The organism is Burkholderia sp. MSMB1826 (assembly GCF_001526325.1).
Classification (GTDB): Bacteria; Pseudomonadota; Gammaproteobacteria; order Burkholderiales; family Burkholderiaceae; genus Burkholderia.
On record NZ_LOYN01000003.1, the window covers coordinates 1 to 14,707 of the forward strand.

The following is a 14,707-nucleotide window of genomic DNA, read 5'->3' on the forward strand; positions in this document are numbered from 1 at the left end:
CCCCCCTCCCCCCCCCCCCCCCCGCGGCCAAACACCCCCCCCACCCCCGGCGCCCCGGCCCGCCCCCCCCCCCGCGCCACCACCAAGCCCCCCCCCCCCCCCCCCCCCTCCCCCCCGCCGCCCACCCCACCCCCCCCCGCGCCGCCCCCCCCCCCCCCCGCCCCGGCCGATCCGATTTCCCCAGGAGCGCACATGGATATCACCCACCCCGCCCTATTCGACCCCGACGTCTGGCGCAGCAAGACCTTCACCGGACGCTGGCACGCGAGCCCGCACGCGTCCGACGTGATCGAACCGGCGACCGGCAACACGCTCGGCCGCATCGGTCTAGCCGACGGCGCGGCCATCGCCGAAGCATCGGCCGCCGCCCACCGCACCCAGCCCGCATGGTTCGCCCTGCCCTACGACGAGCGCGCAGCGGTCCTGCGCCGCGCGGCGGCCGTCGCGCAAACGCACTTCGACGCAATCGTCGACTGGCTCGTACGCGAAAGCGGCTCGACGCGCGCGAAGGCGGCGTTCGAAACGTCGGTCACGATCAAGGCGCTCCACGAAGCAGCCGGCCTGCCATCGCGCGCGGCCGGCGAAGTGCTCCCGTCCGCAGCCGGCCGGCTGTCGCTCGCGCGCCGCCGCCCGCGCGGCGTGGTCGGCGTGATCTCGCCGTTCAACTTCCCGCTGTACCTCGCGATGCGTGCGGTCGCACCCGCGCTCGCGCTCGGCAACGCGGTCGTGCTCAAGCCCGATCCGCGCACCGCCGTATGCGGCGGTGTCGCGATCGCGCGCGTGTTCGAGCTCGCCGGCTTGCCCGAAGGCGTGCTGCACGTGCTGCCCGGCGACGGCGCGGCCGGCGCGGCGCTGGTCGCCGATCCGCACGTCGCGATGATCCAGTTCACCGGCTCCACCGCGGCCGGGCGCAAGGTCGGCGAAGCGGCGGGCCGCCACCTGAAGAAGGTGTCGCTCGAACTCGGCGGCAAGAACTCGCTGATCGTGCTCGACGATGCCGATCTCGACCGCGCGATCGCCAACACCGCATGGGGCGCGTACCTGCATCAAGGCCAGATCTGCATGGCGACCGGCCGCGTGCTCGTGCAGCGCGCGATTCACGATCGCTTCGTCGCGAAGCTCGTCGAGAAGGCGCGCAGCCTGCGCGTCGGCGACCCGGCCGCCGGCGACGTCGGCCTCGGCCCGCTGATCAACGCCGCGCAACGCGACCATGCCGCGAACCTGGTCGACGCGGCGCGCCGCGCGGGCGCCCGCGTCGAGACGGGCGGCGGCCATCGCGGCCTGTTCTTCGAGCCGACCGTGCTGAGCGGCGTCGCGCCGGGCAATCCGGCTTTCGACGAGGAGATTTTCGGGCCGGTGGCGGTCGTCGTGCCGTTCGATACCGACGAAGACGCGATCGCGCTCGCGAACCGGACCGAATACGGGCTGTCGATGGCGATCCTGTCCGCCGACGTCGGCCGCGCGCTGCGCATCGGCGAGCGCTTGAACACGGGGCTGCTGCACATCAACGACCAGACGGTCAACGACGAGGCGATCAACCCGTTCGGCGGCGTCGGCGCGTCGGGCAACGGCTCGAGCATCGGCGGTGCGGCAAACTGGGAAGAATTCACGCAGTGGCAGTGGCTGACGATCAAGGGCGAAGCGCCGCTCTATCCGATTTGACGAGGAGACCGACCATGTACACCGAACACGATACACGCGCCGTCACCGCGGCCGTCGCGCGCGCCGCCGGCGCGCCCTTTTCGATCGAAGCGGCCCGGATCCGCGCGCCGCGCGGCGACGAGGTGCTGGTGCGCGTCGTCGCGACCGGCTTGTGCCATACCGACCTGATCGTGCGCGACCAGTACTATCCGGTGCCGCTGCCGGCCGTGCTCGGTCACGAAGGCGCGGGCGTGGTCGAGGCGGTCGGCCCGAACGTGAAGACGCTCGCGGCGGGCGATCACGTCGTGCTGACCTACGGCGCGTGCGGCCACTGCGCGTCGTGCGTCGGCGGTCACGGCGCGTATTGCCGGCAGTTCTTCGCGCTGAATTTCGGCGGCGCCGATGCCGACGGGCAGACCGCGATCCGGGACGAAGCCGGGCAACCGCTGCACGATCATTTCTTCGCGCAGTCGTCGTTCGCGAGCTACGCGCTCGCGCGCGAGAACAACGCGATCAAGGTGCCGAAGGAAGCGCCGCTCGAACTGCTCGGCCCGCTCGGCTGCGGGATCCAGACCGGCGCGGGCGCGGTGATCCATTCGCTGGCGGTGCGCCCGGGCAGCAGCTTCGCGAGCTTCGGCGCGGGCGCGGTCGGCATGAGCGCCGTGATGGCCGCGCGCATCGCGGGCGCGACGACGATCATCGCCGTCGACATCGTGCCGTCGCGGCTCGCGCTGGCGCTCGAGCTCGGCGCGACGCACGCGATCGACAGCCGGGAAGTCGACGTCGTCGACGCGATCCGCGAGATCACCGGCGGCGGCGCCGACTTCGCGCTCGAATCGACTGGGCTGCCGGCCGTGCTGTCGCAAGGGATCGAAGCGCTCGGCTCGCGCGGCACGATGGGCGTGGTCGGCGCGCCGAAGCTCGGCACGAAGGCCGAATTCGACGTGAACAGCCTGCTGCTCGGCGGCCGCACGATCCGCGGCATCGTCGAAGGCGACAGCGTGCCGCAGACGTTCATCCCGCAACTCGTGCAACTGCATCTGCAAGGACGGTTTCCGTTCGACCGGCTGGTGAAGTTCTATCCGCTCGACCAGATCAATCAGGCGGCTGCGGACAGCAGCGACGGGAGCACGCTCAAGCCGATCCTGCGTTTGCCGCAGTAGGTGCGGGGCACCGCCGGCCGCCCGCCGACGCCAACCGGCGTCATGCGGTGGACGCCGTTGCCGGGAACGAAAATACCCGGCTTCGGGCACCGGGCTATATTACGCATTCGCGCGACACGCCGGGCCGGCAACACCCGGCCCGGACATCGACCCAACTGGAGCGCAGCGTGAAGCCAGCCCCCGAATCCCTGTCTCGGCCGGTCGACCTCGACCGGCTCCGCGCCCGCTTCGCCGCGGGCGAGCCGCTGCCGGAAACGGCCTTGCCGGCCAGCGTCGCGCGCTCGTGGCTGCGTTCGCGCGACGCCGGGCTGCGGCCGTGGCAAACCGCCCGCTATGAGATGCAGCGCGAACTCGACGAATCGCGCGCGGACCGGCGGCTGACCCGCTGCGTCGTGCAGGAAATCGAGCCGCTGTGGGCCGCATTCGGCGGCAACGAATGGACGATCATGTGCGTCAATCCGCACGGCACGATCGTCCATGTACGGCGCAGCCCGCAATGCGACGACGCGCTGCTCACGCCGATCGTCACTGGACGCCGGATCGTCGAACCGAACATCGGCACGACCGCCCCGAGCTGCGTGATCCACGACGGCGCCGAAACCGTCGTCGCGGGCGCGCAGCACTATCTCGACGCGTTTTCGCGAGTGTTCTGTCTCGCGGTGCCGCTGGTCGGCTTCGACGGCGAAGTGATCGGCGCGCTGGACATCACCGGCGTCGGCCGGCGCAATGTCGCGCAGTTGCGCGAGTCGTTCCGGCACGCGTCGCTGTCCGCCGAGCAGCGGCTCTATGCGATGCTGCGCGACTGCCATCTGCTGCAGGTTCAGCATGACGCGCGCTGGCTCGGCACGCCGCTCGCCGGCGTCGTCGCACTCGACGAAGCGGGCCGCGTGCGCGCGGTGAGCCGGCTGGCGCGCCGGATGCTCGATCTCGCGCCGGAAGGGCCGCTCGGGCCGTACGATCTCCGGCAGCTGTTTCCCGGCGCGACGCCCGCGCAACAGCGTCGCTTGCTGACGCCGTCGCGCACGCCGCAGCGGATCGCGCGCGACGACGGTAGCCACGTATGGGTGCGCACCGTGCGTGCGCCGCTCGATCGCGCGACGGTCGCGCGTCGGGCCGATGGGCTCGAAGACGCCGCCGACGTATGCAACGCGGCGCCGGCCGCGGGTCCGCAGGCGAGCCTGCACGAACAGTCGCTCGATGCGATCCGCCGGGCGCTCGACGAGCACGACGGCAATGTGTCGGCGGCCGCCCGGCAACTCGGCATTTCACGCACGACGCTGTACGCGAAACTTCGACAGCTCGATACGGCGGGAATCCAGCCCGACGGGCCGCATCGGCGATTCGGGACGAAGCCCTAAGCCGCTGCCCGCCGCTCGTGCAGCCGCAACGCGAGCCACGCGATCCCGGCCGCGAAGATCGCGACCACGCCGCCGAAGGTGCCGATCCACGGCAACCCGAAGTCGCCCGCGATATGGTTGCCGAGCAGCGCGCCGGCGCCGATGCCGACGTTGTACAACCCGGAATAGATCGATACGGCCAGGTCGGTCGCCTCCGGCGCCAGCTTCAGCACCCACGCCTGCATCGCCAGCCCGAAACAGACGATCGCGCCGCCCCACGCCAGCGTGTGCACGGACAGCGTGACGATGTTCAGCGCGCACGGGAACAGGATCAGCAGGCAGCCCGACAGCGCGACGATCGACGCCAGCAGGAAATCGTCGGGCCGGTGCGGATAGAGGCGATTGAAGCAGACCGCGGCCGGCAGGCCGGCGACGCCGAACAGGATCAGCACGTACGTGATCCGGCTGCTGCTCGCATGGTTGACGCTCTGCACGAACGGTTCGATGTACGTGTACGACGTGAAGTGCGCGGACACGACGAGCACGGTGATCGCGTACAGCGCGACCAGCGCCGGCTTGCGCAGGAACACCCCGATGCTGCTCAGCGAGCCTGCGCCCTGGCTCGGCAGCAACGGCAACGTCGCGCGCAGCAGCAGCAACGCGACGCCCGCCGCGCCCGCGATGATCAGGAACGTGACGCGCCAGCCGAACGCCTCGCCGATCACGCGGCCGAGCGGAATCCCGGCCACCATCGCGATCGCCGAGCCCATCGCGAGCAGACTGAGCGCACGGCTTTTGCGGTCGCTCGGCGCGAGCCGCACGGCGAGCGGGACCGAAATCGACCAGAACACCGCATGCGCGCACGCGATGCCGAGCCGGCCGATCATCAGCACCGTGAAATTCCACGCGACGCCCGTCACGACGTGGCTGCCGACGAACAGCAGCAGCGCGACGCTCAACAGCTTGCGGCGCTCGACGTGACGCGTGACGAACGTCAGCGGCAACGATACGACCGCAACGGCCCACGCGTAGATCGTCAGCATCAGGCCGACCGCGGTCGGCTGCATCTGCAGGCTGTCGCCGATCGCGCTCAACAGCGCGACGGGCACGAATTCGGTGGTATTGAAGATGAAGGCGGCGAGTGCCAGGGCCAGAACGCCCCACCACGATTGTTCGGAACTGACGGCGTCGGGGGTTGCCATACGGGAATTCGGCGAAGGTTGGGCGCGCGGGCGGCCCGCCCGGCGCATCGGCGCGATTGTACCAGCGCCGTTCGACACACTGCCGCGGACGCGGCGCGTGCCGCGCGGGACATGGCGGTGACACGGCCGCGCGCCGATAATGTGACGAACCGGGTTTTGCCGACGATTTGCCCGAACGCTACCGGGCCAGGAGATTCGCATGCGTATTGAAACGTCATTTCTGTTCGATCTCGACGGCACGCTCGTCGACAGCGTCTATCAGCACGTGCTTGCATGGAAAGAAGCGCTCGACGCCGAAGGCATCGAGCTGTCGGTATGGCGCATCCACCGCAAGATCGGGATGAGCGGCGGCCTGTTCCTGAATCAGTTGCTGCGCGAGACGGCCGGCGACATCGACGCGGCGCGCGTCGAGCGGCTCGCGCGGCTGCATGCGGCCGCGTACCAGCGGCTGCGCGCGCAGGTCCGGCCGCTGCCGGGCGCGCGCGAGCTGCTGGCCGCGCTGTCGAATGCCGGCATCCGCTGGGCGATCGCGACCAGCGGGCGGATGGAAACCGCGGCGATCAATCTTGAGGCGCTCGGCGTCGATCCGGCGAAGAACGTGGTCGTCACGCGCGATCAGGTGAAGTATGCGAAGCCGGACCCGGACCTGTTCCTGACCGCCGCCGCGAAGCTGAACGTGCCGATCGAGCATACGGTGGTGGTCGGCGACAGCATCTGGGACATGCTCGCGGCCGCCCGCTGCCGCGCGCTCGGCGTCGGCCTGCTATCGGGCGGGTACGGCAGCGACGAACTGGAACGCGCCGGCGCGCTGCGCGTGTACGACGATCCGGCGGACCTGCTGTGGCACCTCGACGAGGTGGCGGCGCGGCCCTGAGCGCCGGGCGGCCTGTCGATGTCGGCAACCGGCCCACACGAGGGCCGGTGCGGCAATCGCATGCAGGTTTCCGGCAGCTTCCGTGGGCGACAAGCTCGACGTGAAGGCGCGGCCTGCCCGAACCAGCAGGCCGCGCGCGTCGTCGTTACTGCTTCACCGGAGCGGCGATGCCGTCGATGTCGGGCGCCCAGCCCGTGGGGTTCGAGAATCGCAGCGTGTTCGCACTGCCCTGCTGGAACGTGCCGGTCACCGTCAGCGTCGATACGTTCCCCCAGCCGCCCGTCGACGGGAACGATACCGTGACCGGCGTCGCGCCGTCGAAGCTGATCTGCGCATTACGCGGCGCCCCATCGCCGTTCGCGTAGCTGACCGACACACTGTACGTCCCGCTCGCCGCCACGTTGATGCCGTTGATCGTCAGCGTGCCGTTGCTGGTTCCATCGCCGTTGCCGATGTAGCCGACGTCCTGGCCGCCCGAGCAGCCGTTGCAGGGCGCAACGCGCGCCGCGCCACCGAGCGTGTTGCCGGGCGCCTCGGCTTCGTACGCCAGCGGAGGCGGGGGCGGCAGTTTCACCGGTCCGGCCACCACGGCGACCGATGCGATCTCGGGCGCCGGCGTGGCACCGTCGAGGCTCGACAGCGTCAACGTGTTCAGCCCCGACTTCAGCCCGACGTATACCGTCACGGTGCCGACGGATTTGCCGGCAGGCGGAAATGCCACCGTCGTCGGATTGCCGCCGTTCACGCCGAGCTGCGCTTTGGCGGTTTCCGGCCCGGCATTCAGGTAAGCGATCTGGACGAAGCCGCCGACCGTCGACGACGCGACGTCGCTGAACGTCACCGTGCCCAGCCCCGTGACCTTCCTGCCGCTCGCGCAATCGATGCAATGCGCATACGCGGCGCCCCCCGACAGCGTGCTCGGCAGGAACGTGGACGACGGCGCGTCCTTGCCGCGCAGCACCAGCATCACGGTGCCTCCGGCCGGAACGCTCGCGACCGTATAGGCGTCGGCGGCCGTGCCGAGATTCTTGTGCGCCCAGACATCGCGCACCGTGGCCCGGGTGCCCGCAGCCAGCCCCAGTTGCTTCCACGTCACCGTCATCGGGCTCGCCGCGGCGCCGTTGTTGAACAGCAGGACCGCACGCCTTCCGCTGCCGGCCAGCAGCTTCGCCCAGATCTGCTGCCCGTTGGCGTCCGCGACCTTCAATCCCTGCAGTCCCAGCGCATCCTGGTCGATCGCGATCAGTTCGGGGTTGGTGAGCAGGGTCACGCTGTCGCTCGAAAGCGGCTTCGACAGATCGTTGCCGAGGATCATCGGCGCGCCGGCGATCGCCCATAGATTCACGTGGGCGAGATCGTTCGCCGCCGTCATGCCCATGCCGGCAACCATCATGTCGGGATCGTTGTAGTAGCCGGTGTGCTGCCCTTCCGGATGATAGTTTCCGTTGAAGTTGCCCAGCACCGAGCCGAACTTCGGAACGCCGCTTCCGGGGCCGTAGATGTCCCCCGTCGTACGCCACGACGTGGCGATCCCCGCGCCCCAGGCCCACGGCCCCAACCCTGCATCGGGATAGCCGCTCTTGCCCAACGTGCCCCAGTCGCACATGTTCAGCACCAGCAGCTTTCCGGTCGCGGCGTAGGCTTTCTGAATGGCCTGCGAGATGGCCGTATACGCTTGCTGCGGGTCGTATCCGGCCGCGCTGCCGCCGCACCAGTCGACCTTGACGAAGTCGTAGCCCCACTGCGCGAACTGCAGGAAATCGTGATCGTAGTGCGCGTAATCGCTGCCGACGAAGTGCACGCCGTTCGTGCTGCCGCAGCCTTGCGGCCCGGAGTCGATATAGATGCCCGCCTTCAGCCCCTTGCCGTGAATGTAGTCAGCCATCGCCTTCATGCCGCCCGGCCACTGGTTGGTGGGATTGCCGTTCATGTCGACGTTGATGATGAAGTTGCCGTTCGCGTCGCGCTTTCGGGAGGTCCACCAGCCTTCGTCGATATTCACATACTGGTATTTGTTGCCCGACGCAATGCTCTCGTTCAGCTTGGCCAACCCGTCCGCTTGCGCCTTGATCGTATCGAAACTGACATCTTCCGCGAGGCTGTTCCATGACGACCAGCCCATCGGCGGAGGATTCACGGCGATCTGCTTTCGCGCGGACGGTGCCGCGTCCGTCGTCGTGTCACTGTCGGAAATCGCGGCCGTCTCGGTACCGCCCGCTCCGGTAGCCGCCATCGCGACGCTGCTGTTGACGGAGGCGGGGCTCGCATCGTCACCGCCACACCCTGATATCACGCCAGCCGCCAGCAGCATGCTGACAGTCAATATTCCTAACTTATTTTTCAAATTCATCTGCGTCTCCAGATTATTTGAGTGGCGCGTACCCGTGTGCGCGGCACGCGTTCGCAGATTAGTGAGTTCCTTGGCGTTTATTCAATCTTTGCGACGCGCGGCCAGATACTGGGATCATTTCCACAATCAAGCCGAAAGATGCAATTATTTAACCGATTCAATCAATTTCGGTTGACACGCTCATGCTTCCGGACCGCTCCCGTCGGCGTGGATAGCGTCGTCTTGCTGTCCGATCCCATCGATGCAGAGCCGAGCAGCCGGGTCACGCGTCCGACAAACTCGCGAGCAACCCGCTCATCGCGTCGACATGCCCCGCAGGCCCTGCGTCTCGATTTCGGCGCGGATCGCGACTATCGCATGCTCCTGCATCGCAAATGCGCGCTTGATCGCGTACACATGCCGCAGTATTGATTCGGTATCCTTATTCATGATCGCAGCGCGCGTCCGGACAATCGCGTTCATCCAGACGTTGACGGTCAAGGCGATTTATATGGGACCAAAAAGATGACCGCGGTGAGGCGTGGAGGCGGGCCAAGCGGACAAATGCACGGGATTGAAGGTCACCCCTGGCACGCGAACCGGGATTCGAGGTTCGTGCGCTGAAGACCGAGAACGATCGGAGGCACATGGTCGAGCATCGAACTTACGTTGGGGCCTCCAGCACGGTGATCCTGAGACACATTGCGAATGACGCAGCGACCACGACCCACGTCATGCGCTACTCATAGTTTCAGCCGGCAACCATGCCGAAGCGATAGACCTTTCCACGACGACCCATCGAAGTCGTGCGCGTCGCGCTTCATCGCCATGTCGCCTTCCAGGATGGACGGCTGGACGGCGCGACGACCTCTGCTGCAACGACTGATCGCGGTATTGTCATCAGTTCCACGGCAACCATTCAGGCGTCGCGCGTCACACCGTCCGCCTGACCAGCATCGTCCGGATCTCCGAAATCGCCTTCGTCGGATTCAGCCCCTTCGGGCACACGTCCGTGCAGTTCATGATCGTCCGGCAGCGAAACAACCGGTACGGATCCTCGAGATCGTCGAGCCGCTCGGCCGTCGCCAGATCGCGCGAATCGGCGATGAAGCGGTACGCCTGCAGCAGCCCGGCCGGCCCGACGAACTTGTCCGGGTTCCACCAGTAGCTCGGGCACGACGTCGAACAGCACGCGCACAGGATGCATTCGTACAACCCGTCGAGCTGGTCGCGCTCTTCCGGCGATTGCAGCCGCTCGCGCGCGGGCGGCGTCGTGTCGTTGATCAGGTATGGCCGGATCGAGTGGTACTGGTTGAAGAAGTCGGTCATGTCGACGATCAGGTCGCGCACCACCGGCAACCCCGGCAGCGGCCGCAGCACGATCTCGCGCGGCAGCGTCTGCATGTTGGTCAGGCATGCGAGGCCGTTCTTGCCGTTGATGTTCATCGCGTCCGAGCCGCAGATTCCCTCGCGACACGAGCGCCGGTACGCGAGCGTCTCGTCGTCGCGCTTCACGCGGCCGAGCACGTCGAGCAGCATGCGGTCGGCCGGGTCCACGTCGATCTCGTAGCGCTGCAGGTACGGCTGCGCGTCGCGATCGGGATCGTAGCGGTAGATATGCAGGGTGCGCGGATCGCTCATCGGTTCCTCCCGGCGCGGGCCGGCATGGGTTCACGGGATGCTGCGGGACGGCGCCGCAAGCGCCATGCCGGTCAATCGTCGTCCACGCGCTTGTCGACCAGATAGCGGCCGCGCTCGACGCCCGCGCGCAGCGCCTCGACCTCGGTCAGCCATTCGGGGCCGGCGGCCTCCGGTACGGCCAGTTCGATGCGCGCGCCGGCGGCGTATACCTGCACCTCGTCGCGCCACGCGCCTCGCTCGTTGGGCCGCGCCCATACGAGGATTTCATGACCGCGATACGGGTCCCGAACCTGTGCGTCCTGTTGATGTGCCACGGTGGCCTCCTGTCTTATCTGCGATGGCGATGCAAAAAATGCGCGCCGGCGGCGCGCCACGCACGCCGTCGGCCTCGTGCGCACGCGCCGTGCCCGGCCGGCACGCCGCTTGCGTCCCTTTTCCGCGTCGAAGCGCAACGGGCTCGCCTCGCGCAGGGCCGGAAGGAATGCAGATCATGATCGGCCACCTCGAATTACTCGGACGCCTGCTGCTGGCCGCGCTGCTCGGCAGCGTGATCGGGCTCGAACGCGAGCGCCTGAACTGGGCCGCCGGGCTGCGCACGCACATGCTCGTGTGCGTGGGCGCCGCGCTGGTGATGCTGGTGTCGACGTTCGGCTTCGAGGACGTGCGCGGGCAAAACGGCGTCGTGCTCGATCCGTCGCGGGTCGCCGCGCAGGTGGTGTCCGGCATCGGCTTTCTGGGCGCGGGCTCGATCCTGCTGCGCGGCGAAATGGTGCGCGGGCTGACGACGGCCGCGAGCCTGTGGGCGGTGGCCGGCGTCGGGCTCGCCGCGGGCGGCGGCATGGTGGTTGCGTCGATCGGCGCAACCGCGATCGTGCTCGCGATCCTCGCGGGCGTGAAGCCGCTCGAGCGCCGCTTCATCGCGCAGCGCCAGCAGCGCACGCTGCTGCTCGTGGCCGAGCGCGGCGGGCTGACGCTCGGCACGCTGCACGAAGCGCTCGGCCCCGGCCGCGTGCGCGTGAAACGATTCATCGTCCAGCAGTCGGACGACGATCCGGACACCGACGACATCTCCGTCTCGTTCTCGCGCACGAGCGGGCCGGAATTCGCGGCGATCTGCGAGACGCTGCAAAACATCGCGTGCGTACGGACCTGTCGACCCGACACCTCGTCAAGGAGTTTCGCGTGACCCAGACCGACCTGCTCTCCTATCTCGTGACGAGCCAACTGGCCGCGCGCATGCGCAGCGGGGCCTGGCTCACGACCGGCCAACTGGTCGGCGCGTTGCGCGCGTGGCTCGCGTGCCGCCACGCCGAATGCGACTGGCTGGACCGGATCAGGATCGCGCACGCGTCGACGACGATCGCGCAGGAGATCTACGAGATCGCGGTCGCGCACGGCGATCCGCACAGCGGCGAGCGCGTGCGGCTCGACGCGGATTCGCCGGAACTGCAGGCGCTGCGCGCGCGCTGCGATGCGCTGTTGCAGTGGCTCGACGGCGACCGGGACGTCGGCGCCCGATGATCGTGCCGGATCGCATCGCCCGCGCCGACGATGGTCGGCTCGACGCCGCGCCGGCGGACGGCCCGCTGCAGCACGGCCTGCTCGAGCGCGGGCGCAACTGCGACGCGATCCGCGGCGCGGACCGCTTCGCGATGCTGGTCGACGGCGACGCGTACTTCTCGACGCTGCGCGCGGCGCTGCTGCGCGCACGCCATACGGTGTTCATCGTCGGCTGGGATGTGGACAGCCGGATGCGGCTCGCGCCGGGCGGCGCCGATGACACGTTGCCCGACACGCTCGCGGCCTTTCTGCACGCGCTCGCATCCGCCCGCCACAACCTGCGCATCTACGTGCTCGCGTGGGACTTCGCGATGATCTACGCGCTGGAGCGCGACTGGCCGCCCGTGTATCGGGCCGGCTGGCGCGCGCATCGCGGCATCCGGTTCCGGCTCGACGATGCGCACCCGCGCGGCGCGTCGCATCACCAGAAGCTGGTCGCGATCGACGACCGGCTCGCGTTCGTCGGCGGACTCGACCTGACGCGCGCCCGCTGGGACACGCCCGCGCATGCGGCCGACGACCCGCGCCGCCGCGACGAGCACGGCATGCCGTACGGGCCGTTCCACGACGTGCACGCGATGTTCGACGGCGATGCCGCCGCCGCGATCGGCGAACAGGCGCGGGCCCGCTGGCTGCAGGCATGCGGACGCCCGATCGCGATCCGCGCGCAGCGCCATCTCGACCGGGCGGACGACGACGATCCGTGGCCGCCCGATGCGCGCGTCGACGTGCGCGACGTGCGGCTCGGCATCGCGTATACGGCGCCGCGCCACGGCGGCCGCGAGCCGGTGCGGCAGGTGCGCGCGCTCGTCGAGGACGCGATCCGCGCCGCCCAGCGGCACCTGTATGTCGAAAACCAGTACTTCACCGCGGCGGTCGTGCGCGAAACGTTGTCCGCGCGCCTCGCCGACGCGCACGGGCCGGACGTGACGGTCGTCGCGCCGCGCGTGCAGAGCGGCTGGCTGCAGGAAGCGACGATGGGCGTGCTGCGCGCGCGGCTGCACGCGACGCTCGCGTCGGCCGACCGCTTCGACCGCTACCGGCTGCTGTATCCGCACGTCGACGGGCTCGGCGACGCGTGCGTGAACGTGCACAGCAAGGTCGCGATCGTCGACGACGAATGCATCGTGATCGGCAGCGCGAACCTGAACAACCGCTCGATGCTGCTCGATACCGAATGCTGCATCGCGCTCGTCGCGGCCGGCGACGCCCGCGTTCGCGGCGCGATCGCGCGCATGCGCGAGCGGCTGCTGGCCGAGCATCTCGGCACGACGCCCGATGCGGTGGCCGACGCGTTCGCGTGCGGGGAACGGCCGAACGTCGTGCTCGACCGGCTGCGCGCAAAGCCGGGCCGCACGCTGCGCACGCTCGACCCGGCCGTGTCGCCGCAATTCGAGGCGCTCGTGCCGGTCAGCGCGCGGCTCGACCCCGAGCAACCGATCGAGCCGGACCGGTTCGTCCGCGAATTCGTGCCGCACGAGCAGCATCGCTCGCTCACCGCGCGCTTTTTCGTGCTGGGGGCGATCGTGCTCGCCATCGCCGCGCTGGCGCTCGCGTGGCGCTTCACGCCGCTGGGCGGGTACCTGAACGTCGCGTCGCTGTCGCGCGCGGTGGCCGGCATCGCGCGGCTGCCGGCCGCGCCGGTGCTGCTGCTCGCGGCCTACGTGGTCGCGGCGGCCTGCGCGGTGCCGATCACGCTGCTGATCGCCGCGACGGGGCTCGTGTTCGGCGCGTGGCCGGGCTTCGCGTATGCGGGGGTCGGCTCGATGGCGGCCGCCGCGGCGACCTACGCGCTCGGTCGCTGGCTCGGACGCGACGCGGTGCGCCGGCTCGCCGGCCCGCGTGCGAACCGGCTGAGCGAGCACATCGGCCGGCGCGGCGTGGTCGCGATGGCCGTGCTGCGGCTGCTGCCGATCGCGCCGTTCACCGTCGTGAACCTCGTCGCCGGCGCGTCGCACATCGGGCTGCGCGACTTCCTGATCGGCACCGCGCTCGGAATGCTGCCCGGCATCGTGCTGACCGTCACGTTCGCGCACCAGTTGACCGCCGCGCTCAGCCATCCGCGGCCCGGCGCGTTCGCGTGGCTCGCGGCGATCGGCCTCGCGCTCGTCGGCGTGTCGATCCTGCTCGTGAGGGTGTTGCGACGATGGCGCTGAGCACGCACGCGGCCCCGCCGCCGCACGTCGTCGCCGCCGACGCGGCGCCCGTCGCCGCGCCGGGCGGACGCGACCTGCGGATCGCGACCTACAACATCCGCGGCGGCTACGGCGTGTGGCACGCGCGCGCGGCCGACCGAATCGCGGCGGTGATCGACGAGCTCGACGCGGACGTGATCGCGCTGCAGGAAGTGCCGCTCGGCGGCACGCGGGCGCCGGACGTGCTCGCGCACCTGCGCGACGCGACCGGCATGCACGCGGTGGCCGGCCCGACGATCGACACGCCGGAGCGCCGCTACGGCAACGCGGTGCTGTCGCGCTGTCCGATCCGCGCGGCGCGCACGCTCGACCTGTCGTTCCACCCGCGCGAGCCGCGCGGCGCGCTCGACGCCGACATCGATTGCAGCGCCGGCCCGATCCGCGTGGTCGCGACCCATCTCGGGCTGTCGGCCAGCGAGCGCAGCGCGCAGGTGCAGCGGCTGCTCGCGGCGTTCGATACGGGCGCGATGCCGGTGATTCTGCTCGGCGACATCAACGAATGGTTCGTGCGCGGCCGCGCGCTGCAGGCGCTCGTCACGCGGTTCCGGCGCGCGCCGGCGCCGCGCACGTTCCCGACCGTGTGGCCGGTGTTCTCGCTGGACAGGATCTGGATCCATCCGGGCGAACTGCTGGTGGACGTGGTCGTGCATCGCAGCGCGCGGGCGCGGCACGCGTCCGATCACTACCCGCTGGTGGCGCGGATGCGCGCGACGCCCGCGACGGGCACGGCGCTTGCGCGATGAGCATTTTTTTCGATCCGACGGA

The 14,707-nt window shown here is 69.7% G+C and carries 13 protein-coding genes; 8 read left to right on the forward strand and 5 right to left on the reverse strand.

All coding sequences use genetic code 11. The features are described from left to right. Positions 1-192: 192 nt before the first annotated feature. The 3 genes from WS95_RS00015 (at position 193) to WS95_RS00025 (ending at position 4,162) form a co-directional block, all read left to right on the forward strand. Complete coding sequence (locus WS95_RS00015; RefSeq protein ID WP_059821602.1) at positions 193-1,662, forward strand: benzaldehyde dehydrogenase; 1,470 nt, start codon at positions 193-195, stop codon at positions 1,660-1,662. Between the two features lie 14 nt (positions 1,663-1,676). After that, complete coding sequence (locus tag WS95_RS00020; RefSeq protein ID WP_059821604.1) at positions 1,677-2,804, forward strand: NAD(P)-dependent alcohol dehydrogenase; 1,128 nt, start codon at positions 1,677-1,679, stop codon at positions 2,802-2,804. 167 nt (positions 2,805-2,971) lie between these two features. Continuing rightward, positions 2,972-4,162 (forward strand): helix-turn-helix domain-containing protein, encoded by a 1,191-nt coding sequence (locus WS95_RS00025; protein WP_257139503.1) that lies wholly within the window; start codon positions 2,972-2,974, stop codon positions 4,160-4,162. Here the strand turns inward: WS95_RS00025 and WS95_RS00030 are convergent. Next, positions 4,159-5,343 (reverse strand): sugar transporter, encoded by a 1,185-nt coding sequence (locus WS95_RS00030; protein WP_059821606.1) that lies wholly within the window; start codon positions 5,341-5,343, stop codon positions 4,159-4,161. The genes WS95_RS00025 and WS95_RS00030 overlap by 4 nt on opposite strands. Positions 5,344-5,542: 199 nt before the next feature. On the opposite strand from WS95_RS00030, the gene WS95_RS00035 reads away from it, so the two are divergent. After that, entirely contained in the window at positions 5,543-6,217 is a 675-nt protein-coding gene (locus WS95_RS00035) for an HAD family hydrolase (protein ID WP_034209221.1), read from the forward strand. Positions 6,218-6,362: 145 nt separating this feature from the next. Here WS95_RS00035 and WS95_RS00040 read toward each other — a convergent pair whose 3' ends face one another. From WS95_RS00040 to WS95_RS00055, 4 genes are all read right to left on the reverse strand, one after another. Continuing rightward, on the reverse strand, positions 6,363-8,354 hold the full coding sequence (locus tag WS95_RS00040) for an alpha-galactosidase (RefSeq protein ID WP_257139504.1): 1,992 nt from the start codon (positions 8,352-8,354) through the stop codon (positions 6,363-6,365). A gap of 507 nt (positions 8,355-8,861) precedes the next feature. Beyond that, a complete protein-coding gene (locus WS95_RS00045; protein ID WP_059821608.1) occupies positions 8,862-9,047 on the reverse strand; it encodes a hypothetical protein in 186 nt (61 codons plus the stop codon). A gap of 432 nt (positions 9,048-9,479) precedes the next feature. Then, on the reverse strand, positions 9,480-10,187 hold the full coding sequence (locus WS95_RS00050) for a succinate dehydrogenase/fumarate reductase iron-sulfur subunit (RefSeq protein WP_059500499.1): 708 nt from the start codon (positions 10,185-10,187) through the stop codon (positions 9,480-9,482). A gap of 71 nt (positions 10,188-10,258) precedes the next feature. Then, positions 10,259-10,501 (reverse strand): DUF6566 family protein, encoded by a 243-nt coding sequence (locus tag WS95_RS00055; RefSeq protein ID WP_034209223.1) that lies wholly within the window; start codon positions 10,499-10,501, stop codon positions 10,259-10,261. Between the two features lie 176 nt (positions 10,502-10,677). On the opposite strand from WS95_RS00055, the gene WS95_RS00060 reads away from it, so the two are divergent. The 4 genes from WS95_RS00060 to WS95_RS00075 are packed head-to-tail and all read left to right on the forward strand — an operon-like array spanning position 10,678 to position 14,685. Then, positions 10,678-11,373, forward strand: a complete 696-nt coding sequence (locus tag WS95_RS00060; protein WP_059780008.1) for an MgtC/SapB family protein — start codon at positions 10,678-10,680, stop codon at positions 11,371-11,373. Next, positions 11,370-11,708 carry a hypothetical protein gene (locus WS95_RS00065; protein WP_059821610.1) on the forward strand — a complete coding sequence of 113 codons (339 nt, stop codon included), beginning with the start codon at positions 11,370-11,372 and terminating at the stop codon, positions 11,706-11,708. The genes WS95_RS00060 and WS95_RS00065 overlap by 4 nt, the downstream gene beginning before the upstream one ends. Then, a complete protein-coding gene (locus WS95_RS00070; protein ID WP_059821612.1) occupies positions 11,705-13,903 on the forward strand; it encodes a VTT domain-containing protein in 2,199 nt (732 codons plus the stop codon). Before WS95_RS00065 ends, WS95_RS00070 begins: the two co-directional genes overlap by 4 nt. Next, the gene (locus tag WS95_RS00075) at positions 13,894-14,685 is read left to right on the forward strand and encodes an endonuclease/exonuclease/phosphatase family protein (RefSeq protein WP_034209226.1); all 792 of its coding nucleotides are present in this window, start codon (positions 13,894-13,896) and stop codon (positions 14,683-14,685) included. The genes WS95_RS00070 and WS95_RS00075 overlap by 10 nt, the downstream gene beginning before the upstream one ends. The last annotated feature ends 22 nt before the right edge of the window (positions 14,686-14,707 follow it).